Here is a 23,371-nt window from a genome sequence, read left to right as displayed (position 1 = left end):
CTTGACAATAGGCGGTATTTCACGGGAGAGTCATGAAAACGTATCCACATCATCTTGGCTCGGGAACGCGAAGGACTGGGGATGGCTTCAATCGTTCTGAACAACGTCGACAAGATCTACGCGGGCGGGGTGAAGGCCGTGAACGGCCTCAACCTGGAGATCAAGGACGGCGAGTTCATGGTGCTGGTCGGCCCGTCGGGTTGTGGCAAGTCCACCGCCCTGCGGATGATCGCCGGCCTGGAGGACATCAGCGGCGGCGAGATCGTCATCGGTGACCGTGTCGTGAACCACCTTCCCCCGAAGGACCGCGACATCGCCATGGTCTTCCAGAACTACGCGCTCTACCCGCACATGACCGTCGAGGAGAACCTCGCCTTCGGCCTCAAGCTGCGCAAGATGTCGAAGCCGGAGATCCAGAAGCGGGTCAACGAGGCCGCCCGCATGCTCGGCCTCGAGCAGTACCTCAAGCGCAAGCCGGCCGCCCTGTCCGGTGGTCAGCGCCAGCGTGTCGCGATGGGCCGCGCCATCGTCCGCGAGCCCCAGGCCTTCCTCATGGACGAGCCGCTGTCCAACCTGGACGCCAAGCTCCGCGTCTCCATGCGCGCCTCGCTGAACCAGCTGCACGAGCGCCTGGGCGTCACCACGGTGTACGTCACCCACGACCAGGTCGAGGCCATGACCCTCGGCGACCGCGTCTGCGTCCTGCGCGACGGCGTGCTCCAGCAGGTGGACACCCCGCAGAACCTGTTCGACGACCCGGTCAACCTGTTCGTCGCGGGCTTCATGGGCTCCCCGGCCATGAACTTCACCTACGCCGAGCTGGTCCGCGACAACGGCGGCGCGGCCGTGGCCTTCGCCGGCTACCGCCTCCCCGTCCCCGACTCGACCTTCGCGGAGAAGCCGGGCCTCGACCGCTACATCGGCCGCAAGATCATCCTCGGCATCCGGCCCTCCGACTTCGAGGACGCCGGTTCGGCCAGCGGCAACAGCGCCGGGTGGGTGCGCATCCCGGTCCGCGCCAACGTCACCGAGGAGCTGGGCTCGGAGATCAACGTCCTGTTCACGATCGACGCCCCGCCGGTCGAGCACAAGGACACCGTGGCCGCCGCCCACGACGGCGACGACGAGGAGACGACGCTGCCGCTGACCGGCGACAAGTCGCTGTGGACCGCGCGTGTCAACGCCCGCAGCCACGTCCGTCCCGGCCAGGAGATCGAGCTCGTCGTCGACACGCACAACCTGCACTTCTTCGACGTCGACTCGGGCCTGTCCATCGGCCACGAGGCCAACATCGGCCGCTGATCCCGGTCACCCCCGCCGCACGACGCGCGGCGGGGGATTTCCGGCCGCGGAGCGCGGGGGCGGCACAGGCCCGCGCGGCCGGTCGTCGCCGGCCGTCATCCGCGACGATGCCCACCTCGCACGCTCGGAATGGTCGTGCCGGAGGCGCGCGGAGTCGAACCCGTGCCGGAGGCGCGCGGAGTCGAACCCGCGCCGGAGGCGCGCCGGGTTGAACGCCTGCCGAGGGCGCGCCGGGTAGCCGCGCCGCAGGCGCGTGAAGAGGCCGTGCCTGAGGGGCGTGCAGCAGAGCACCGCGGCGGCGGTCGCGGCGGTGGCCGTGGCCGCGGCGCCCGCGGGCACCCAGCCGAGCGCGACCGCGAGCCCGGCCGTCCCGGTGCCGGCCGAGACGCCGCACAGCGCGGGCGCCGCCTTCCGCGCCGGTCCGGTCGCCCGGCTCGCGCGCCGGGCCTCCCGGCGGGCGGCGTACGCCCCGGCCCCCACGATGGCGGCCAGCGCCGGCAGCAGCAGCCCGGCCGCGATCACGGCCGTGCCGCGCCCGGCCGTCAGCCCGGCGGCCGTGCAGGTCAGGACGAACCCGGCGAACAGCGACCCGGACGGACCGAGCCGCGCCCTGCCCCGCGCTCTGCCGTACGGGATGGCGCCGAGGCACGCCCCGGTCAGGGCGGCCGGGAGCATCGCGAGTGCCGGGTCGCCCAGCACGAGCGCCGTCACGGAGAGGAACGCGCCGGTGACGGCGGCGACCGCGGCCAGCGCGCCGCCGAGCCGGTCGAGCAGCCCGTACGCGTTGGTCATCGCGACGATCCACATCACGCTGACCGGGCCGTCGAGCCAGTCGCCCGTCAGCGTCACCTGGACGCCGCACAGCACGACACCGCCCGCCGCGAGCGACTCCACGATGAGCCGCGTGACGAGCGGCAGCGCGCCCACGTCGGCGATGAGGCCGAGCAACGCCACGGCCGCGGCGGCCAGCAGGATCGCGCTCACCCACCGGTCCGGCGCGCCGTACGCCGTCATCAGGGCGCCCGCCGTGGCCGCCGCGAGCGCCATCCCGGTCAGGTAGGGCGCCATGCGCCGCACCGGGCGCAGGCACACGGCGGAGAGCAGGCAGGCGACCGCTCCCGCGAGCGCGGGCGCCAGTGCCGGAAAGGGCGTCATCGGCTGCCCACCTCCGATCGCGTCGCGCCGCGCAGCGTCCGATAGAGGGCCTCGGTGTCGGCCACCAGCCGGTCCACGCAGAACGCCCGGCCCGTCCATGTCCGGGCCGACTCGCCCATCCGCCGCGCCAGGCCGGGGTCCACCAGCAGCCGTACGAGGCGGTCGGCGATCTCGTCCGGGTCGGGCTCGGTCAGGAATCCCGTGCGATGGTCCATGACGACCTCGGGAACGCTGCCGACACGCGTGGCCACCACCGGCAGGCCCGCCATGCCGGCCTCCACGAGCGCCAGCGGCGTGCCCTCGCTGTCGGAGGTGAGCAGCACCACGTCGGCCGCGGCGTACACGGTCTCGACGTCGCGCCGCCAGCCGAGCAGCCGGAAGGACTCCCACATCGGCATGACGGCCCGCTCCACCTCCTCCTTCAGCTCACCGCTGCCGCAGACGAGGAACCGGGCGCCGGGCAGCCGGGCCAGCACCGCCTTGGCGACCTCCGCGAGCCGGTCGGGCCGTTTGGTCTTCTTCAGCCTGCCGACGTACGCCACGATCGGCGCGTCCAGCGGGACGCCCAGCGAGGCGCGGGCCTGGGAGCGCTCGGGCAGCGGGGCGAGCTCGACGCCCGGCGGGATGACGACGTACTGCTCGGGCCGGCCGATCCCGGCCGCGAGGAGGTCGTCGCGCACCCGGGCGCCGACCGTGACGAGGCGGTCGGTCATCTTCGCCAGCCGGCGCTCCGTGCGGACGTAGGCGGCCCGCCGCAGGCGGGAGAGCTGTCCGTCGAGGAGGTGGCCGTGATAGCTGTGCACCCGGGCGGCCCCGACCCCCGACAGCCGCACCGCGAGGCGGCCGAGCGCACCCGCCTTGGTGGTCCTGGTGTGCACGATATGTGGCTTGAACTCGCGCATCGCGTTCGTCAGCCGGAACAGGGCCCGATAGTCGTCGGCCGGTTTGATCGCGCGGCCGAGGCCCGGCACCCGGTGGACCGGGATCGTCGCGTCGCGAAGCTGCAGGTGGTCGCCTTCGCCTCCGTCGACGTATCCGGTGTAGAGGCGGTGGTCGAACTCCACCGGGCTGAGCCGCTCGCACAACCCCGTGACCTGGGTGGCGGGACCGCTCACGTTCATCCGGGCGATTATTTCCATGACACGAATCCGGTCGTCCGGTTTCATGCTGGCTCCTCCCTGATCATGTCGGAGAAGCTAGTCCGCGGTCCCACTTCCGATTGGGCTCCCGGACGCCGCCGGAAGAGACTTTTCCCTATCCGTACCCAAGCCTTACAGCCGTCCCGTCCGCCAATCCCGGGGGTGGCGGAGGGATCACTCCTACAGTCGTAGCGTGGCGGAGAAGCTGGTGGTCGTGGGCCAGGGCCCGGCCGGGCTGCCCCTGGCGATGCGCGCCGTGGAGGCGGGATTCCGCGTCGTCGGCCTCGACGAGGACGGGTGGCGGGTCAAGCGGCTCAACGCGGGGGAGCCGTGTGCCGAAGGCGTCGGCGCGGACGCGCTCGCCGCCGCGCACGCCTCCGGCAGGTACGCGGCCAGCGCCGACGCGGACGACGCCACCGGGTTCGACGTCTGCGTGCTCACCTCGCCCGTACGGATGCGGGGCGGCGCGCCCGACCTCGGCCCGCTCGGCTCGGCGGTCCGCCGGATCGCCCCGTTCCTGCGGCCGGGGGCGACCGTGGTGCTGGAGGGCACCGCCTATCCCGGCACCACCGAGGAGTTCGTACGGCCGCTGCTCGAACAGGGGTCGGGGCTGCGCGCGGGGGAGGACTTCCATCTGGGCCACAGCCCGCACCGGGCCGAGCCGGGCAACCCGCGCTGGCGGCTCGGCAACACCCCCAAGGTCGTCTCGGGCGTCGACGCGGCCTCGCTGCGGGCGGTGACGGACTTCTACGGCAGGCTCGTGCGGGAGACCGTCCCGGTCTCCTCGCCCCGGGTGTCGGAGATGTGCGCGCTGCTGGAGACCGCCCGCGCGCACGTCGGCGCGGCCCTGGCGAACGAGCTGTCGATCTTCGCCGCGCAGCTCGGCGTCGACGTGTGGGAGGCGGTCGAGGCCGCCGCCACCACGCCCTTCGGGCACGCCACCCCGGTGCCCTGCCCGGGGATCGAGGATCCCTGCCTGCCGCTCGACGTGACATACCTGCCGTGGGGGATCCGGCGCGGCGTCGGGCGGGGCTTCCGGCTGGTCGAGGCGGCCAACGACGTCAACGCGCACATGCCCGCCCACGTGGTCGACCGGCTCGGCCTCGCGCTGAACCGCAGGTGCCGCTCGATCAGGGGCAGCAGGATCCTGCTGCTGGGGCTTTCGCCCGTCGAGGTCGCCAAGACGCTGTGCCGGCTCGGCGCCCGGGTGCGGGCCGCGGACCCCCGTGCCGACGACCGCTGCCCCGACGATTTCGTCGTACCCGCCGGGGTCGAGGTGGTCGAGCCGGACGCCGCCGAGCTGGCCAGGGCCGACGCGGTCGTCGTGCTCGGCGGGCAGGACTGCTACGACTACGACCTGGTGCAGCGGGCCAGCCGGTTCGTCTTCGACACCCGGGGCCGCTGCCGCGGCCCGAACGTCGAACGGCTGTGACTCAGCGGTAGCGCAGCCTCGCCACGCGGCCGGTCAGGTTGAGCGGCAGGAGCCGGGCGAGCGTCGCGACCGCCTTGTAACGGGCCGACGGGATGCTCACCCACGCCCCGCGCGCCAGGTCGCGCATCGCGTCGGCGGCGACACGGTCGGCCGACAGCCACGCGAAGCGCGGCAGCCCGGACATGTCGAGCTCGGCCCGGTCGTGGAACTCGGTCCGTACGAACCCCGGGCACAGCGCCATGACCCGCACGCCGTGCCGGTTGACGATGTCGGCCGCCGAGGCGCTGTAGTTCACCACCCACGCCTTGCTGGCGCTGTAGGTGCCGCCGGGGAGGAACGCCGCGACCGAGGCCACGTTGATCACGCCGCCCCGCCTCTTCGAGATCATGTACGGCAGGGCCGCCCGGGTCAGCCGCAGCACCGCCTCGCAGTGCAGCCGCAGCATCCGCACCTCGTCCTCCACGGGGGTGTCGAGGAAGCCGCCGTGGTGCCCGAACCCGGCGTTGTTGATCAAAAGGTCGATGCCGGAGGTCAGCCGTCGCTCGGCCGCCGCCATCCCCTCGTCGGTGGCGAGGTCGGCGCGCAGCGGCTCGGCCGGCACGCCGTACCGCTTGTGCAGGGCCTCGGCGGAGGCGGCGAGCCGCTCCTGATCACGGGCCACCAGGACCAGGGAGAATCCGTCGGCGGCCAGGCGGCGCGCGAAGGCGGCGCCGATCCCGGCGGTCGCGCCGGTGATGAGTGCGGTGGGCATGACGGCAGCGTACCCACCATGGAGGTCCCCTCGTCCGGCGCCGGAACGGCGCTCACGCCTCGGAGGTGCGGGCGATGAGCTCCTCCACCTTCGCGCTGAGCCGGGCGGCGCGGGGCCACCCGGCGTACAGGGTGAGGAACACGACCGTCTCGCGCAGCTCGGCCGGGCTCAGCTCGCCCGAGCGCAGGGCGGTCTCGAGGTGCAGCTCCAGCATGTCGTCCATGTCCTGGCCGACGAGCAGGCCGAGCAGCAGCAACCGCCGTTCCCTGACCGTGAGGACCTGCCGGGACCACACCTCGGAGAACATGCGCTCCGCCGTCACTCCGAAGAAGCCGTCCGGCCCCTCGCCGGTGCCGTCCTCTTCGTAGACCTGCTTCATCTGCGCCAGCCCTCCCCACGGTGATTCCTGACGTCATGCATCCAGATGTCGTGTTCGGGGCAGTCAGGTGTTACATCGATCCGCTCATCCGACCCCGGCCGATCTCACTACGCGGGTCTTCCGATTGTCATGTCCCGCGTGGGCAAAGCGGATCCCCCGCGCAGGCCGGGACCGCCGGATGTGCCGGAAACCGCTTTCGCCGGTCGCCCTTCGGGGTACGGCATCAAGGGTGGGTCCGCGGCCGATCGGAGCCGGTGGGGCGAGAGGGTCCGGATAACAGGATGAGCCAAGATCCGAGCAAGATTTGGTCTAGTTTTCCGGCGCGTCGCAGACTTACCGTTGGGAAGGATAGTTGGAAAACGGGCACTACTACCTCGTAGACCCGCAAAGCGGAGGTTGGGCCCTGGTGGAAAGACCGCGGGTAAGGACCGGGGTGGTGGGAACGGTCGTGGGGGCGGCGATGGCCGCCTCTGTGCTGTCCGGCTGTGCCGGCCCCGAATACACCTACGTACGCGACGATACGGGCGGCACCTACTTCAAGGTCCCCGCGTCATGGCGGCAGATCGACCAGAAGACGCTCGACAAGGAACTCTTCGGCGATGCCGACTCCGCCACCGCACAACTCGCGAGGCAGGCGATGTGGACGGCGGCGTTCGACGCCTACGACGAGCCGTCCCTCACGCACCTTGTCCTGGGCTCCGCGGGCAACGACGACAAGCCTTTCGTGTTCGCCAAGGTGCAGAAGCTCAGCGAGGCCGAGCAGAACGCGGCGTCGCTCAATCTGCTGCGTGTCTCCCCTCCGATGCCGGTGCCGCTGACGGAGGAGCAGCAGAAGGAGTTCGAGGCGAGCGGCCTGACGGGGTTCGAGCTGCTCGCCGACGAGGTGCTGCCCATCACGGACGGCGTCCGCGGCGTCCACACCGTCTACAACTACCGCGTGGGAGACACGGTGCAGACGTTCGACAGGACGGCCTACCTGTCGGCGGACGGGACGACGGCGTCCACTCTGCTGATCCGCTGCTCGCCCGCGTGCTACCGCCAGCGGGCCGCCGAGATCGGCACCGTCGTCAAGTCCTTCAAGGTCAAGCACCTCATCAACCCGTGAAGGAGCCCCTCATATGAGTACGGCCCTCCCACCGAAGCACCACGAGGGGCTTCGCGAGCCGGGGTCGGGTCCGGTGGACCGCGACCCGCTCACCAGGAAACGTCTGCCGCTGTGGGACCGGACGAAGTTCCTGATCCTGCTCGCCGTCGCGTTCGGCGTGCTGTACTGGAACGAGATCGCGACGTACGAGGGCATCATCTCCCCTTATGACGCCGCGGTGATGACCGTCCGGAACGCGTCGTGGGTGCTGTGGCTGGCGGGCATCGAGGTGGTCCGGCAGATCCACTTCCTCATCAGCGAGCGCTCGGCCGGCTATCACCGGTTCTGGACGCAGAGGGTCTTCGGCGGCTGGAACCGCTGGTCGCATCGTAGGTTCAACGACTGGAACCGCTACCGCATCTCCCGCGCGATCAAGTGGGCCGTGTGGATCGCGATCATCGCGCTGGTGCTGGGCAAGGTGCAGCAGGTCTCGCCGCTTGAGGCGCTGTACAGCGTGCCGGCCACGGTGTGGGGCTTCCTCCCCATGGTCCTGCAGCTCATGCTGATCATGGTGGTCGCGGTCGGCCAGTTCGTCGCGATCTTCTGGTTCCTGTCGCGGGGCGGCGTCGACGTCTACTACCCCGACGACATCAAGACGCGCTTCTCCGACGTCTGGGGCCAGGACCACGTGGTCGAGCGGGTCAAGGAGAACATCGTCTTCCTGGAGAAGCCGGACGAGATCGAGGCCAGGGGCGGCTACGTGCCCAGCGGCATCCTGCTGTGGGGCCCGCCCGGCACCGGCAAGACGCTCATGGCCGAGGCGGTCGCCGGCTCGACCGGCAAGCCGTACGTGTTCGTCGACCCGGGCGCGTTCATCAACATGTTCTTCGGCGTCGGCGTCCTCAAGGTCAAGTCGCTGTTCCGCAAGCTGCGCAAGCTGGCCCTGCGGTACGGCGGCGTCATCGTGTTCTTCGACGAGGCCGACTCGCTCGGCCGCCGCGGCGCGCTGGCGCAGGGCGGACCCGGCGGCTGGGGCAGGTCGGTCCCGGCGCCGTTCGCCGACTCCGGCTGCAACGGCTTCGCCTACCTCGACCCGCACACCCGTACGGTGCTCGGCCGTCACGCCGCGGGCCCGGCCGCCGAGGCCGCGCCGGCGCGGATGCCGCGCACCGGCGCCTTCGTCAACCGCCTCGTGTACGGCGCGGGCATGGGCGGCGGCGGTGGCGGCATGGGCACGCTGGAGGCGCTGCTCACCGAGATCTCCGGCCTGAAGAAGCCGCGCGGCTTCGTCAACCGCTATGTGCGCAGGCTGCTCGGCATGCGGCCCAAGCCGCCGCCGAAATACCGCATCCTCATCATGATGGCCACCAACCTGCCCGAGGCGCTGGACGACGCCCTGCTGCGGCCCGGCCGCATCGACCGCATCTACAAGGTCGGCTATCCCTCGAAGGCGGGCCGGATCCGCACGTACAAGGGCTACTTCGACAAGGTCAGCCACCAGCTCACCGACGAGCAGATCGACAAGCTCGCCACGATCACGCCGTACGCCACCGGTGCGACCATCAAGGACCTGGTCAACGAGTCGCTGATCACCGCGATCCGGGACGGCCGGGAGACCATCACCTGGTCGGACGTGATGCGGGCCAAGCGGCTCAAGCAGCTCGGGCCGCCCGAGGACGTCGAATACATCGAGCGTGAGCGGCACGCGGTCGCGGTGCACGAGGCGTGCCACGCGGTCGCCGCCTACCGCACCCGCCATCACCTGGAGATCGACCTGGCGACGATCGAGAAGGGCGCCGACTACCTCGGCATGGTGGCCAGCATCAAGCCGGAGGACCAGTTCACCCGGTGGAAGTCGGAGTACGAGGCCGACATCATGGTGTCGCTCGCCTCGCTGGCGGGGGAGCGGATGTTCTTCGGCGAGGACAACTCCTCCGGCGTCTCCGGCGACCTGCAGAGCGCGACCGCGATCACCGGGCTCATGGAGGCCCACTGGGGCATGGGCATCGGGGTGGCGTCGCTGCCGGCGCTGCAGGAGCTCGGCCTGCGCGAGGGCAAGGCGGCCCAGCCGCAGCCGGGAGGCGGCGGCATCGGCTTCACCGGCACTCCGGCGGGCCGGCGCGACGAGATGGTGCCCGACATGCTCCCCGAGCGGATCGAGTTCAACCTCAGCCGGCTGCTGGAGAAGACGGCCGAGCTGCTGCGCGAGAACCGCCGCGAGGTGCTGTCGGTCGCGCACGCGCTGGAGCAGCACAAGACGCTGAACGGCGACGACGTGGTCGCGGTCATCGAGGGCAGGATGGGCCCGCTGATCGACGGCACCGTCTACACCTCCGACGAGTTCTACGAGGAGATCGAGACCTACCACGCGGCCGCGGCGGCGGCCCACAAGGCGCACAGCGAGGTCCCGGTCGAGCTTCCGCTGCCCCGGAGCCGGGTCATCGAGGCGTCGGTCGTGCCGGCGTCCTCGGGCGGCACCGCGCCGGTGCTGGTCGCGCCGCCGCCCAACGGCCTGGCCGGCGGCAACGGGCACACCCCGGCGACGCAGCCGGTCGCCCCGGCGCAGCCGGACTTCGTGCCGTGGAGCGGCTCGCCGCCGCCGGTCGCCCCGGCCCCGCCGTTCGCCCGGTCGTCCGCGGAGCCGTCCCGCGCGTCGTACGGCGCGCTGTGGGCGGTCGTCGGCGTGGTCGTGGCGGTGGTGCTGCTCATGCTCCTGGGCGTGCTGCTGTTCGCCGCGCCGCGGGGCGCGGCCGGCGCGGCGGGCGCCTCCGTCGCGGGCGTGCCCGCGGGCACGGCCGTCCTGCTGGCCGTCGCGCTGGTCGCGGTGATCGGCGGCATCGCGGTCGCGTTCCTGCTGGTCCGCTCACACCAGGCGGGGCGGCGGCGGGCCGAGGAGGCCAGAGACCGGGCCGCCGAACGCGCGCAGTTGCTCGCGGCGGCCATGGACCCCGAGGTCGCGATGCGGCTGCTCGGCTACGACGGCAGGCGAGGCCCGGAGTCCTGAGCCTGAGACGTCCTGGCCGTCCGGCCCTGCGATCCGATCCCCGGTGGGCGCCGCCCGCCGGGGATCGGCGTTTCCGGGACCGCGTCGGCGATCACCCAGATGGTGACCAAGCCGGAGCGCGTGGGCCTGGTGGAGCGCCACCCGGATCCGTTTCCCGTCCGCGCCACGGCCGCCGGTGCCGCGATCGTGGACGGACGGCGCGCCGAGCGCATGGCCCTGAAGAGGCGCCCGGCGAAGGGCCCGCGGGGGCCGTGGTTCTCCGGGTCAGAGGCGGAAGCCCAGATCGGGCGTGATCTCCGCCACGTCCATCTGGGCCTTCTGCAGGCGGCCTGAGTAGTCCCAGTTCATCGCCTGCCAGCGGGTGAACTGGTCGAGCACCCACATGCCGCTCTGCCTGCTGCCGTTGCCCGACCTGCCGTTCCCGCCGAACGGCAGGTGGGCCTCCGCGCCGGAGGTGGAGTTGTTGACGCTGACCATGCCGGCCGACACGCCCTCGCGGAACCGGAACACCGCCTTCGGGTCGGAGGTGTAGATGGACGACGACAGGCCATATCCGGGCCGGTTGGCCAGGTCGATCGCCTCGTCGAGAGTGGCGAACGTCGTCACGCCCACGATCGGACCGAACGTCTCCTCCAGGAACAGCCGGTCATCGGGACGGACGCCGTCCACCACCACGGGGTGGTAGTAGAGGCCCTCGCCGTCCATCCGGCCGACCGGGCCCGGCAGCACGGTGTGGTGCGGCTGGATCCAGCCCAGGTATTCCTCGTAACGCTCGGCGAACTTGTGGTCGAGCAGCGGGCCGTACAGCACGTCGCCGTTCGGGTCGCCGATCTTCGCGTCGCGCACGAGGGCGGTGAACCGGCGCAGGAACTCGTCGTGGACGTCCTCGTGCACGATGACCGTGCCGAGGGAGGTGCACCGCTGACCGGCGGTGCCGAAGCCGGAGAACAGCGCGCCCTCGGCGGCGAGATCGAGATCGGCGTCCGGCATGACGACCATCGGGTTCTTGCCGCCGAGCTCCAGGCAGGGCGACTGCAGGTGCCGCCCGCACAGCTCGCCGACGGCCCGGCCGACCGCGCTCGACCCGGTGAAGCCGACCTTCTGCACGGTGCCCTCGCCGAGCGCGCGGTCGAGTCCCGCGTACGTCTGCTCGCCGTCGGCGAAGACGATGTTGAGCACGCCGTCGGGCAGCCCGGCCGCCGCGAACAGCCGATAGAGCGCGTGCGCGGAGGCCGCGGCGTATTCGGCCGGCTTCCACACCACCGCGTTGCCGCACAGCAGCGCCGGGACCAGATACCACGAGGGGACCGCCACCGGGAAGTTGCCCGCGGTCACGACCGCCGCCACGCCGACCGGGACGCGGAAGGTGAACAGGCTCTTGTCGGGCATCTCCGACGGCACGGTCTGCCCGTAGAGGCGGCGGCCCTCGCCCAGGAAGAAGTCGCAGGTGTCCACGATCTCGCGGACCTCGCCCAGCGCCTCGGCGTACGGCTTGCCGATCTCCTCGGTCACCAGCCGGGCCAGCGCCTCGGTGTTGGCCTCGACCAGGCGGCCGATCGAGGCGATCACCCGGCCGCGCACCGGAGCGGGGACGCGCGCCCACTCCCGCTGGGCGACCGACGCGGCGCGGCTGGCGCCGGCGAAGTCGTCCGCGCCGGCGAGCAGGACGGTCGCCACCGTCTCCGCGGGCCGCGCCGGGTTGACGGACTCGTACGGCGTGCCCGAAGCGAGCTCCTCACCCGCGACGACGGAAACGATCTGCACAGCCACCGCTGACCTCCGGAATTGTTGCTGGTGCCACGCCTTGATTACACAGTATTTCCGTCCGGGGCACCCGGCGACAGGCCCTCCTGGAGGGCGACCGCGGCGGCCTGGGTGCGGCTGGTCACGCCGAGCTTGGCCAGGATGTTCGAGACGTGCACGCTCACCGTCTTCTGCGAGATGAACAGCCGATCGCCGATCTCCCGGTTGGCCAGGCCGGCCGCGACGTGGGCCAGCACCTCCCGCTCACGCGTGGTGAGCGCGGCCAGCCGCCCCGGCTCGCGTGCCGCTCCCGGCGGCTCACCGGCGGCGGTCTCCTGCGCCTCGCCGTCGTGGGCGGACGTGGAGACCGCCGAGGCGTCCGCTGGGGTGACCGTGGGGGTCGCCGTTGGGGTGGCCGCCGTCGGGTCGGGGAATCCGGCCCGTGCCCCGACCGCCCTCAGCGTTTCGAGGAAGGGCCGGGCTCCGAGCGCGGCGGCGACGTGCACCGCGCGCTCCCACTCGACGCGGGCCGCCGCGCGGTCACCCGCCCGCAGCAGGCTCTCGGCCAGCCGCCACCGCGACCGCGCCTCCTCGTAGACGAAGCCGAAGCCGAAGGCTTCGGTGGCACGCCGCCAGACCTCCGGATCCTCCGTGCCGTTGGCGCGGTGCCACTCGGCCTCCGCCCGTGCCAGCCAGGCCACTCCCTCCGGCCCCAGCCGGCCTCGCGGGCCGTTCGGCCCGTTCTCCGCCGCCCACCGTGCCCGGCGCAGCAGGTCGTCGCAGGGCTCGCCGGTCCGGCCGAGGTCGGCCAGCGCCCACAGGCCGGTGGCCGCGATGCGGATCAGGCTGGGATCGAACGGTTCGAGCACCGCGACGATCGCGTTGACGTGGTCGAGCGCGGTGTGCGGGTCGCCGCGCCACAGCGCGTGCTCGGCCGCCATGCCGCGGCCCATGTAGCTGATCAGGTCGTCCGACCAGAAGCGGGACAGCCACCGCAGTCTCTCTTCGGCGCCCGGGCGCCCCCGGCCCACCTCGACGAAGAGGGCGAACGACGACAACTGGGCCTCGGCCCTGGTGCCGACCCGGACGCCGAACCCTCCCGCCAGCCGCTCCGCCGCGTCCCAGTCGCCGTCCGCGTAGTGCACCAGGTAGTTCAGGAAGCGCAGGTCCGTGCCGAACGTGCTCCAGTTGAGCCCGGTCTCCTCGGCCAGCCGTACGCCGTCCTCGGTGATGCGGGCGGCCACAGCGAGGGCGCCGTTCTCGTAATGGATGCGGGCGAGGTTGAAACGCGCCCGCAGGTCGATGGACAGGTCGCCGGAGGGGCGGCGGGTGGCGCGCGTGAGGAGATCGACGGCCTGCTCGACGCTGGTCCCGAACTCCTCCTCGAGCAGGGCGAGCGAGACGAGCGCGCTGGCCTCCGCGTCGCGGGCGCCGGTGGCCTCCGCGACCTCCAGCGCCCTGGCCGCCGTCGCCGCCGCCTCCTTGTCGTGGTACTGCCGGAAGAGCGCGCGGGCGTAGGTGGCCAGAGCCCTGGCCAGCAGCGGACTGTGCGGCGCGGCGTCCACCGCCTCCCGGGCGGCCGCGACCGCCTCGGCCTCGTCGCCGCCCGCGTCCGCCAGGTAATAGGACAGGCGTTCGCCGGTCTCCGCGATCAGGGCCGGGTCGTCGGTCTCATGGCGCAGCCGCCGCACCTGTTCCGCCGCCCGGTGGTAGTCGCCCGCCGCGGCCGCCGCGGCGGCGCCGGCCAGCGCGATCCTCGGCCGGCTCGCCCCGGCCAGCCGTTCGGCCTCCGGCACCTGGTCCCAGACCTCCAGCGCCCGCCCGTAGTGCCGGTGCGCCTCCGCGGGCGCGCCGAGCCCGGCGGCCATCCGCCCGGCCTCCACCGACGCCCGCAGCGCGCCCGGCAGGTCGTGCCCGGCGAGGTGGTGATGGGCCAGCTCGGCGGGGGCGCCGCCGCGTTCGGCGAGCAGCGCGGCGAACGCGGTGTGCAGGCGGGTCCGCTCGCCCGGCAGCAGGTCGTCGTAGACGGCCTCCTGAAGGAGCGCGTGCCGGAAGGTGTAGCCGTCGCTGCCCGCCGTGAGCAGCCGCTGCGAGACGATCTCGCGCAGCGCGTCCTCCAGCGGCAGGTCGCCGAGCCCGGTCGCGTCGCGCAGCAGGTCGTGACCGACCCGGCGGCCGGCCACCGCGGCGACCCGCAGCACCTGGCGGGCGGTGTCGGACAGGGTCTCCACCCGGGCGAGCAGCAGGTCTGCGAGCGTTCCGGGCAGCCGCGCCCGTTCCGCGCCGGCCGCCAGGAGCTCCTCGGCGAAGAACGGGTTGCCGCCGGCGCGCTCGATCACGGTCGTCAGGCCGCGCTCCGCCACCGGCCCCGCGGGGCCCTCACCGTACCGGTCGAGGACGGCGAGATACTCCGCCATGTCGTCGTCGCCGAGCGGCGGCAGCTCGACGGAGGTGACCAGCGGCAGCCGCCGCAGCTCGGCCAGGACCGGGCGCAGCGGGTGGCGGCGGTGGAGGTCGTCCGTACGGTAGGTGCCGACGAGGCACACCCGCTCGCGCTGCAGCATGCGGGTGAGGAAGACCAGCAGGTCGCGGGTCGAGCGGTCGGCCCAGTGCAGGTCCTCGAACACGAACAGCACCGGCTGCCGCCCGGCCACCTCCGACAGCATGTCGAGCACCGACCCGAACAGGCGCTGCTGGGCGAGCCCCCCGGTCGTCGCCTCCGTGGGGCCCGCCTCGTCGCCGGGCAGCAGCCGCCGCAGCGCGGGACGGGCCGTGACGGCCGGACCGACCGGTCCGTCGGCGTCGGCGGCTCCGCGCAGGGCGTCGGCGAGCGGCAGATAGGGCAGGGCGTCGCCGAGCTCGGCGCACTGGCCGGTGAGCGTCACGAAGCCCCGCCGCTGCGCGAGGTCGCACAGCTCGGTCACGATCCGCGTCTTGCCGATCCCCGCGTCGCCGCCCACGAGGGCGACCCCCGCGAGCCCGGCCGCCGCGGAGTCGAGCACGCCCAGGAGCCGATCGAGCTCGGCAGAACGCCCGATCAGCACTCTTTGCGGCGTACGCGCAACCACGCAGGCGAGTATGACACGCGGCCCCGACAAAACCGTGCCCCCGACGTCGGCGCCCACCCGTTCCGGTGGCCGGCCGTGCCGAGGTGCTCGCCCAGCAGCGGCACCGGCCCGGGCCCGCCGTCCGGACCCCCACAGAGGAGAGCCGCGGCCCCGACGTGGAGGAGAAGGCGTATGACGCCCCCCACCCCGAGCTGTTCTTCAAGTCGCTCGGCCGGCGGGTGCGCGGGCACGGGCAGGCGATCGCCGTACGGCCCGACTCGTCCTGGGACGTCCCGGAGCCGGAGCCGGACGTGGTCGTCCGCGCCAACGGCGAGATCGCCGGTCACCACGATCTGCGACGACGTGAGCTCCCGGTCCATCGAGGGCGAGAACCCGCTGTGCCTCCCGCAGCCCTCAATATCCGGTGGCGCCGTCGATCCGCTCGCGGAGCAGGTCGGCGTGCCCGTTGTGGCGGCCGTAGATGCCGATCATGTCCACCAGGATGCGGCGCAGCGAGATCGGCTGCCCGGTGGCGCGGTGGACGCCGGTCTCGTCCAGCGAGTGGGCGGCGACGATCTCACGGGAGCGCGCGCACTCCGCCCGCCACACGGCGAACGCCTCCTCGACGTCTCCGTCCAGATCCTCGAAGTCCTGGTCGGGGTCGTCGTCGGAGTAGTAGAGGAGCGGGACGTCCTCACCGGCGAACTGGATGCGGAACCACCACCGCTCCACGCCCGCGACGTGCCGGAGGATGCCGTGGAGGCTGAGCCCGGACGGCGGCACTCCCTTGTCCGACAGCCGATCGCCGGGGACCCCCGCGCATTTCATCGCGAACGTCTCGCGTTGCCAATCGAGAAAGGCCGTGAGGATCTCCCGCTCGTCGCCGACGAGGGGCGGGGTGGACCGGCGATCGCCGTCCCACTTCTTCGAATAGTTCACCTCGGGTATGTCGTTCACGGGCCCGACTCTGCCAGACGGCTCCGACACTTTCGCCCGGGCGCGGGCCCGTCCGCTCACATGGGGGAGGAAGCGCCAGGCTCTCCGGCACGCCGGGAGCCTTCCGCCCATCCGCTTTCGCGTGGGTGAGAAGGGACGTGCTCCGCCCCGCCGCCGGGCCCGGACCGGCCCCGTTTCGCGGGCGCGGCTAATTGTCGGAGCCCGGGGCTACTGTGCGGCGGGTGATGACACGGTGGGGCCAGGCCGCGACCCGGGACACGGGTGACGCGGGGGTGGACGGCGCCCGTGCCGGCACCGATGCCGAGACCGATGCCGGCGCCGGGGCCGGGGCCGGTGGCCGGGTGGCGGCCGGGCGCAGCCAGGCCGAGCAGCGGGAGAGCAGGGTCGCCGCGGGCCTGTCGGAGCTGGAGCGGTGGCTGGCCGACCAGATCGGGCAGGGGATCGCGCAGGCCCGTCAGACGGGGCCGGCCGACTGGGAGGATCTCGCGAGACGCCTGGTCGACGCGCAGGCGCCGGGTGTGGCGGGGACCGTCACCCGGCTCTCGCGGGTGCTCGGCGCCGAAGACTGGCCGGGCCTGCTGCTCGGGGAGTACGCGCTGCTTCACCTGCTCGCGGTCGCCCATCGCCGTGCCGCCGCGCTGCCCGGGCCGTTGCGGCAGACCGTGCGGGCGCGGGTGGGATTCCCCGTCATGAGGGAGTCGGTCCTGGCCACCCCGGCGGTTCGGGACCACTGGGATGTCGTCGGCTGCCGCGACGAGGAGCAGGACCGGCTGGTCGCCCGTCGCGTGTGGCTGGCCGGACGCACGACGGGCCGTCTGGCGATGGTGCTGTCGTTCGCGCCGGCCGGGCAGCCGCTCGACACGTTTCCGCCGCCCGGCACGACGATCGACGCCGACCTGGCCTTCTATCCGGGGGCCTCGCCCCTGCGCGCCCTGGTGGCCGGGCGGCGGGGCCATGTCGACGCCGGGCCGCCCCCGGGCACAAAGGTCTCCCAGGTGCCCGCGCTGATCGCCGAGGTGCTCGCCGCCGATCCCTGGACCGACTCCTGGCCGCTGGTGCTCGACGGGGCCGTGCCGTGCCCGGACGGCCTCGCGGACGACGAGGGGAACGCACTTCCGCTGCATCCGTCCGCGGGCGTCCCGTGGCGCCTGCTGGCCGTCTCCGGCGGGCGGCCGGTGACGGTCGCCGCCGAGTGGACGCCGCGTGGGCTGCTCCCGCTGACGGTGTGGAACGAGGACGGCGGGGCGGTGCGGTTATGACGCGTGCCGTTTCCGGGCGATGGGAGGCCGGACGGGTCTCGTGGGAGGAGCTGGTCTCCACCGCGCTGGTGGGCGCCGGCCGCCGCGCCGTCCCGCCGGAGAGCCTGTTGGAGCGGGCCGCCGAGCAGGTGGTGCGGATGCGCGCGGGACGGCGGACGGGCAGGGGCAGTCCGCCGGTTCCCGCGCCGGCGGAGACGATGCCTCTCGTACCCGGCGCCGCCGCGGACCGGCTGGCCCGCATGCTCGCGGGGGAGCAGAGCAGGCTGCTGACCGAGTGGCTGGAGACGGCGGCGGCGCGGCGGGTGCGGGTCCCGGCCGAGATGATTCCCGGGCTGCTCGACCTCGGGGCCCGCGACCGGTCGATCCGCGCCTGCCTGGGGGCGGTCACCGGAGCCCGGGGCCGCTGGCTCGCCGGTCTCAACCCGGCATGGGCCTATCTGCTGGCGGAGCCGGCGCACGTGCCGCCCGACGAGGTGTGGGAGCTCGGCACCAGCGGCGACAGGCGTGCCTTCCTGGCCGCCTTGCGGCGCCGTGACCCGGCCGCCGCGCGGGAGCTGCTCGAACGCGGCTGGAGCGCCGAGACGCCGGAAGACCGGGCTGTTTTCGTGACGATCCTCGCCGACGGCCTCGGCATGGCCGACGAACCGTTCCTGGAGGCGGTGCTCGACGACCGGCGCCGCGAGGTGCGGCAGGCCGCCGCCGACCTCCTCACCCGCCTGCCGCGGTCGCGGCTGGCCCTGCGCATGACCGCACGCGCGCGCCGTCTCGTGACCGGGGACGGCTCGCGGCTGCGGGCCGAGCCGCCGCCGGAGTGCGACGGCGAGATGGAGCGCGACGGCGTCAGGGCGCGGCCGCCCGCCGGGATGGAGACGCGGGGCTGGTGGCTCCAGCAGGTGGTGGCGCACACGCCGCTGTCGTTCTGGCCGGATCATCTCGGCATGCCGCCGGACGAGATCGCGGCGGCCCGGATCGGCGACTGGCAGCGTGAGGTCCGCATGGGCTGGACCAGGGCCGCCATCCTGCAGCGGGACGCGACGTGGGCGCGTGCCCTGTTCGAGGCCGAGCCGCTGACCGACCTGCTGGCCGTGCTCCCGCCGGAGGAGCGGTCGCGCCGGGCGGCCGAGCTCGTGGCGGGCCATCCCGTGGACGGCCAGATGGTCATGATGCTGGGCGGCGTGCCGCGGCCGTGGGGGCACCGGCTGGCGAGGGCCGTGCTCAAGAAGATCGTCGAGACCACGCGGACGCAACCGTGGAACGCCGGTGAGCTGATCCGGCTGGCGGGGGAGCGGTTCGACCCCGCGATGCACGAGCACGCCGGGGAGGTCCCCGAGCTGGCCGCGACCCTGCGCTTCCGTTCCGAGATGCTGAAGGAGCTTGAGTGACCGGCATTCTGCGCCCGCACGCGGAGGACCAGTTCGCCGACGAGCTGGCGATCCTCGCGAAGACCGACGACCGGCCGCGCCCACCGGGCTGGCGGCTGTCGCCCTGGGCGGTGACGACCTACGTGCTGGGGGACGGCGGCCAGATCACGCCGAAGTACATCGGCCCGCGCAGGATCGTCGAGGTCGCGGTGGCGACGCTCGCCACCGACAGGGCACTGCTGCTGCTCGGCGTGCCCGGCACGGCCAAGACCTGGTTGTCCGAGCATCTCGCCGCGGCGATCAGCGGCGACTCGACCCTGCTCGTGCAGGGCACGGCCGGCACGGCGGAGGAGGCCGTGCGTTACGGGTGGAACTACGCGCGGCTGCTGTCGGAGGGCCCGTCCCGAGGGGCGCTGACGCCGAGCCCGGTCATGCGGGCCATGGCGGAGGGACGGCTGGCCAGGATCGAGGAGCTGACCCGCATGCCGTCCGACGTCCAGGACGCCCTGATCACCGTGCTGTCCGAGAAGACGCTGCCGATCCCCGAGCTGGGGGAGGAGGTGCAGGCGGCCAAGGGCTTCAACGTCATCGCCACCGCCAACGACCGCGACCGCGGGGTCAACGAGCTGTCGAGCGCGCTGCGCAGGCGGTTCAACACCGTCGTGCTGCCGGTGCCCGCCAGCACGGAGGAGGAGGTCGGCATCGTGGCCCGGCGGGTGGCGCAGCTCGGCCGCGCCCTGGAGCTGCCGGAGACCGTGACCGGTTTGGAGGAGATCCGCCGCGTTGTGACGGTCTTCCGGGAGCTGCGCGCGGGCGTGACCTCCGACGGGCGGACCAAGATCAAGTCGCCAAGCGGCACGCTCAGCACGGCTGAGGCCATCTCGGTCGTCACCAACGGGATCGTGCTCGCCGCCCACTTCGGGGACGGCGTGCTGCGCCCGGCCGACGTCGCGGGCGGCATCGTGGGGGCGGTGGTCCAGGACCCGGTGTCCGACCGCGTGGTCTGGCAGGAATACCTGGAGACGGTCGTCCGCGACCGCGACGACTGGCGTGACTTCTACCGGGCCTGCCGCGATGCCGGCTGAGATCGCCGCCGGCGCCTTCCCCGGCCCGGACGGCGACCGGCGTGGCGGCCGGGGCGGTTCCCGGAGTGGCGACGACCACGACGACCGGGGCCACTCGGGTGGCGGGAGCAGGCCGGAGGATCCGGCGCAGGAGGTGCCGGTGCCGAGGGTGCCGGTGCCGGGGGTGCCGGTGCCGGGGGTGCCGGTGCCGGGGGTGTCGGTGTTGGGGGTGCGGCACCACGGGCCGGGATCGGCCAGGGCCGTGCGCGACGAGCTGAACCGGATCCGGCCCGATCTGGTGCTCGTCGAAGGCCCGCCCGAGGCCGACGCCCTAGTGGCGCTCGCCGCCGATCCCGGCATGCGCCCGCCCGTAGCTCTGCTGGCGTACGTGCCGGGAGAGCCGTCGCGGGCCGCCTTCTGGCCGTTCGCGGAGTTCTCCCCGGAGTGGCAGGCGATCGCCTACGCCGTCAGGGCGGGCGTCGAGGTGCGGTTCTGCGACCTGCCCGCCGCGCACAGCCTCGCGCTCGACGCCGACCCCGTACGCCGCGATCCCATCGGCGAGCTCGCCCGCGCGGCGGGATACGACGACCCGGAGCGGTGGTGGGAGGACCTGGTCGAGCACCGGGGCGAGGCCGGGACGCTCGACGTGGTCGCCGAGGCGATGCGGGCCGCGCGTGAGGGGCACGTCGCGGAGGGCGTCGAGGCCCGGCGCGAGGCGTACATGCGCAGGACGCTGCGGAAGGCGACGCGCGAGGGCTTCACCCGGATCGCGGTGGTCTGCGGGGCCTGGCACCTGCCCGCACTGACCCTGCCCGCACTGACCCTGCCCACGCCGACCCTGCCCACGCCGACTCCGCCTGCACCGACCCTGCCCACGCCGACTCCGCCTGCACCGACCCTGCCCACGCCGACTCCGCCTGCACCGGCCTCGCCTGCACCGGGAGTGCCCGGGGGACATGCCCGGGAGACCGGCCGGACCGCGGGGCCGGGCCCGGGCACGCCGGACGGGCCCGGCGGGCTGCCCTCCGCGGCTGAGGACGAGCGGCTGCTGCGCGGCCTGCCGAAGGTCAGGGTCGAGGTGACCTGGGTGCCGTGGACCCACGGACGGCTCGCCGCCGGCGCGGGCTACGGCGCGGGGGTCGGCGCGCCCGGGTGGTACGAGCACCTGTTCACGGCGCCCGACCACCCCGTGGAGCGCTGGCTGGCCCGCGCCGCCGCGATCCTGCGGGAGGAGGGCCTGCCCGTCTCCTCCGCGCACGTCATCGAGGCCGTACGGCTGGCCGAGGGCCTGGCGGCGCTGCGCGGCAGGCCGCTCGCCGGTCTGTCGGAGGTCACCGACGCGGTCAGGGCGGTGCTGTGCGGCGGCGACGAGCTGCCGGTCGAGCTGGTCCGGCGGCGGATGGTCGTCGGGGAGCGGCTCGGGCGGGTGCCGGACACCACGCCGATGGTGCCGCTGCGGCGTGACCTGCGCGACGAGCAGCGGCGGCTGCGCATGAAGCCCGAGGTCATGGCCGGGGAGCACGACCTCGACCTGCGCAGGCCGCTCGACCTCGGCCGCAGCCGGTTGCTGCACCGGCTCGCCCTGCTGGGCGTGCCCTGGGGGACGCCACGGCAGGCCCGGAGCAAGGGGACGTTCAAGGAGTCGTGGTCGCTGGAGTGGCGTCCGGAGCTCGACGTGGCCCTCATCGAGGCGGCCGTGTGGGGGATCACGGTCGAGGCGGCGGCGACCGCCCGCGTCCGCGACCTCGCGAACGGCGCGGGCCTGCCCGAGCTGGCCGCGCTGGTCGAGCGCTGCCTGCTCGCCCACCTGCCGGACGCGCTGACGTATGTCCTGGGGCGGATAGAGGACCGGGCGGCGCTCGACGGCGAGGTGCGCCACCTCATGGGGGCGCTGCCCGCGCTCGTGCGGGCCCGCCGCTATGGGGACGTGCGCGGCACCGAGGGCCTCGCGGGCGTCACCGAGTCGATGCTCGCGCGGATCTGCGCCGGGCTGTCGCCCGCCCTCACGGGGCTGGACGAGGACGCGGCCCGGGAGATGGCGGCGCTGATGGACGGCGTCCACACGGCCGCCGGGTTGATGGGCGGCGGCCGGTGGCTCGCGACGCTGGCGGGGATCGCCCGGCGCGACGACCTGCCGGGGCTGCTCGACGGCCGGATCGTGCGGATCCTGTTCGACGCCGAGGCGCTGGAGGACGACGTGGCCGCCCGCATGGCGCGGGCGATGTCGTCCGGCGACCTCCCGGCCCGGTCGGCGGCCTGGATGGAGGGCTTCCTGTCCGGGGGCGGCCTGCTGCTCGTCCACGACCCGCGCCTGCTGGCCGTCGTGGACGCCTGGCTCACCGGCCTGTCACCCGAGGCGTTCGTGGACGTGCTGCCGTTGCTGCGGCGCACGTTCGGGGCGTTTCCCGCGCCGGAGCGGCGGATGATCGGCCGCAGGGTCCGCTCCGGCGCGGCGTCCGGTGGCGAGGAGGAGGCCGGGTACGACGACGGGCCGGCCGCGGCGGCCGTACGGACCGTGCGCGAGATCCTGGGACACGCGGGGAGGGCCTGATGGACGGCGAGGAGGAGCGGCTGCGCCGCTGGCGGCTGGTGCTGGGCGGCGCGGCGGAGGGGACGCTCGAAGGCGTGGACGCCCGGATGGACGCCGCCCTCACGGCCCTTTACGACGCGCAGGAGCAACGCGGCGCCGGCCTCGGCGCGTCCGCGCCCCGGGTGGCCCGCTGGCTGGGGGACATCAGGGAGTGCTTCCCCGCGGGTGTCGTGCAGGTCATGCAGAAGGACGCCATCGAGCGGCTCGACCTGACCCGGCTCCTGCTGGAGCCCGAGATGCTGGAGGCCGTCGAGCCCGACGTGCACCTGGTGGGCACGCTGCTGTCGCTGAGCCGGCTGATGCCGGAGCGGGCACGCGAGTCGGCAAGGGCCGTCGTCCGCACGGTCGTGCGGGAGCTGGAGGCCCGGCTGACGCGGCGCACCCTGACGGCCGTCAGCGGCGCGCTCGACCGCTCGGCGAGGACCCACCGGCCCAGGAGGACGGCCGAGGTCGACTGGAACCGTACGATCCGGGCGAACCTGCGCAACTACCTCCCCGAGCGGAGGACCGTCGTGCCGTCCCGGCTGGTCGGGTACGCCCGGGGGCAGCGGGCCGTCCAGCGGGAGGTCGTGCTGGCCGTCGACCAGAGCGGCTCGATGGCCGCATCGGTGGTGTACGCGGGGGTCTTCGCCGCGGTGCTCGCGTCGATGCGCTCGCTCAAGACCTCGTTCGTGGCCTTCGACACGGCCGTGGCCGACCTGACCGATCGGCTGCACGACCCCGTCGAGGTGCTGTTCGGCACCCAGCTCGGCGGCGGCACCGACATCAACCGCGCGGTGGCCTACTGCGAGCGGCTCGTCACCCGGCCGGCCGGCACGATCTTCCTGCTGATCAGCGACCTGTACGAGGGCGGGCCGCGTGAGGAGATGCTGCGCCGGATCGCCGCCATGACCGCCGCCGGGGTCCAGGTGATCGTGCTGCTCGCGCTGTCGGACGAGGGCACGCCGCAGTACGACCACGACAACGCGGCGGCGCTGGCCGCGATGGGCGTGCCGGTCTTCGCCTGCTCGCCGGACGCCTTTCCCGGCCTCATGGCGGCCGCCATAGAGCGCCGGTCGTACGACCAAGGTCGCATTCCCGCGCCCGGACGGTGATATGTAATGT

General features: G+C 73.5%; 16 protein-coding genes. 9 read left to right on the top strand and 7 right to left on the bottom strand.

Annotation, left to right across the window (positions count from 1 at the left end; translation table 11 throughout):
- Positions 1–81 precede the first annotated feature (81 nt).
- Positions 82–1,302: an ABC transporter ATP-binding protein gene (locus OHB01_RS37080; RefSeq protein ID WP_142645382.1), complete on the top strand. Its 1,221-nt coding sequence runs from the start codon at positions 82–84 to the stop codon at positions 1,300–1,302.
- A gap of 6 nt (positions 1,303–1,308) precedes the next feature.
- On the opposite strand, the gene OHB01_RS37075 is transcribed toward OHB01_RS37080, so the two are convergent.
- Positions 1,309–2,457, bottom strand: coding sequence for a hypothetical protein (locus OHB01_RS37075; RefSeq protein ID WP_328854630.1), 1,149 nt, complete (start codon positions 2,455–2,457; stop codon positions 1,309–1,311).
- Positions 2,454–3,578: a glycosyltransferase gene (locus OHB01_RS37070; protein ID WP_328854629.1), complete on the bottom strand. Its 1,125-nt coding sequence runs from the start codon at positions 3,576–3,578 to the stop codon at positions 2,454–2,456. Before OHB01_RS37070 ends, OHB01_RS37075 begins: the two co-directional genes overlap by 4 nt.
- A gap of 211 nt (positions 3,579–3,789) precedes the next feature.
- Between OHB01_RS37070 and OHB01_RS37065 the strand changes: the two genes are divergently transcribed.
- Positions 3,790–5,028 (top strand): nucleotide sugar dehydrogenase, encoded by a 1,239-nt coding sequence (locus OHB01_RS37065; protein ID WP_328710551.1) that lies wholly within the window; start codon positions 3,790–3,792, stop codon positions 5,026–5,028.
- A gap of 1 nt (position 5,029) precedes the next feature.
- On the opposite strand, the gene OHB01_RS37060 is transcribed toward OHB01_RS37065, so the two are convergent.
- Together OHB01_RS37060 and OHB01_RS37055 are read right to left on the bottom strand one after the other, a co-directional pair.
- Complete coding sequence (locus OHB01_RS37060; protein WP_328710550.1) at positions 5,030–5,779, bottom strand: SDR family oxidoreductase; 750 nt, start codon at positions 5,777–5,779, stop codon at positions 5,030–5,032.
- 52 nt (positions 5,780–5,831) lie between these two features.
- Positions 5,832–6,158 carry a carboxymuconolactone decarboxylase family protein gene (locus OHB01_RS37055; protein ID WP_142645377.1) on the bottom strand — a complete coding sequence of 109 codons (327 nt, stop codon included), beginning with the start codon at positions 6,156–6,158 and terminating at the stop codon, positions 5,832–5,834.
- Positions 6,159–6,594: 436 nt separating this feature from the next.
- On the opposite strand from OHB01_RS37055, the gene OHB01_RS37050 reads away from it, so the two are divergent.
- A complete protein-coding gene (locus tag OHB01_RS37050) occupies positions 6,595–7,263 on the top strand; it encodes a hypothetical protein (RefSeq protein WP_142645376.1) in 669 nt (222 codons plus the stop codon).
- Between the two features lie 13 nt (positions 7,264–7,276).
- Complete coding sequence (locus OHB01_RS37045; RefSeq protein ID WP_142645375.1) at positions 7,277–10,246, top strand: AAA family ATPase; 2,970 nt, start codon at positions 7,277–7,279, stop codon at positions 10,244–10,246.
- Between the two features lie 264 nt (positions 10,247–10,510).
- Here OHB01_RS37045 and OHB01_RS37040 read toward each other — a convergent pair whose 3' ends face one another.
- The 3 genes from OHB01_RS37040 to OHB01_RS37030 form a co-directional block, all read right to left on the bottom strand.
- Positions 10,511–12,016: an aldehyde dehydrogenase family protein gene (locus tag OHB01_RS37040; RefSeq protein WP_147942358.1), complete on the bottom strand. Its 1,506-nt coding sequence runs from the start codon at positions 12,014–12,016 to the stop codon at positions 10,511–10,513.
- 38 nt (positions 12,017–12,054) lie between these two features.
- Complete coding sequence (locus OHB01_RS37035; protein WP_328710549.1) at positions 12,055–15,033, bottom strand: helix-turn-helix transcriptional regulator; 2,979 nt, start codon at positions 15,031–15,033, stop codon at positions 12,055–12,057.
- Positions 15,034–15,450: 417 nt separating this feature from the next.
- Positions 15,451–15,993, bottom strand: a complete 543-nt coding sequence (locus tag OHB01_RS37030; RefSeq protein WP_328854628.1) for a DinB family protein — start codon at positions 15,991–15,993, stop codon at positions 15,451–15,453.
- Between the two features lie 224 nt (positions 15,994–16,217).
- Between OHB01_RS37030 and OHB01_RS37025 the strand changes: the two genes are divergently transcribed.
- Genes OHB01_RS37025 through OHB01_RS37005 form a run of 5 tightly spaced genes read left to right on the top strand, consistent with a single transcriptional unit; the run spans position 16,218 to position 23,361 of the window.
- On the top strand, positions 16,218–17,252 hold the full coding sequence (locus tag OHB01_RS37025; protein ID WP_328855887.1) for an SWIM zinc finger family protein: 1,035 nt from the start codon (positions 16,218–16,220) through the stop codon (positions 17,250–17,252).
- Positions 17,249–18,634, top strand: coding sequence for a DUF5691 domain-containing protein (locus OHB01_RS37020; RefSeq protein ID WP_328854627.1), 1,386 nt, complete (start codon positions 17,249–17,251; stop codon positions 18,632–18,634). The genes OHB01_RS37025 and OHB01_RS37020 overlap by 4 nt, the downstream gene beginning before the upstream one ends.
- Positions 18,631–19,698 carry an ATP-binding protein gene (locus OHB01_RS37015; RefSeq protein ID WP_142645370.1) on the top strand — a complete coding sequence of 356 codons (1,068 nt, stop codon included), beginning with the start codon at positions 18,631–18,633 and terminating at the stop codon, positions 19,696–19,698. Before OHB01_RS37020 ends, OHB01_RS37015 begins: the two co-directional genes overlap by 4 nt.
- Positions 19,688–22,228: a DUF5682 family protein gene (locus OHB01_RS37010; protein WP_328854626.1), complete on the top strand. Its 2,541-nt coding sequence runs from the start codon at positions 19,688–19,690 to the stop codon at positions 22,226–22,228. Before OHB01_RS37015 ends, OHB01_RS37010 begins: the two co-directional genes overlap by 11 nt.
- Positions 22,228–23,361, top strand: coding sequence for a VWA domain-containing protein (locus OHB01_RS37005; protein ID WP_147942355.1), 1,134 nt, complete (start codon positions 22,228–22,230; stop codon positions 23,359–23,361). The genes OHB01_RS37010 and OHB01_RS37005 overlap by 1 nt, the downstream gene beginning before the upstream one ends.
- Positions 23,362–23,371 lie beyond the last annotated feature (10 nt).

Source organism: Microbispora hainanensis (assembly GCF_036186745.1).
Classification (GTDB): Bacteria; Actinomycetota; Actinomycetes; order Streptosporangiales; family Streptosporangiaceae; genus Microbispora.
This window is presented reverse-complemented; position numbering and strand designations above follow the sequence as displayed.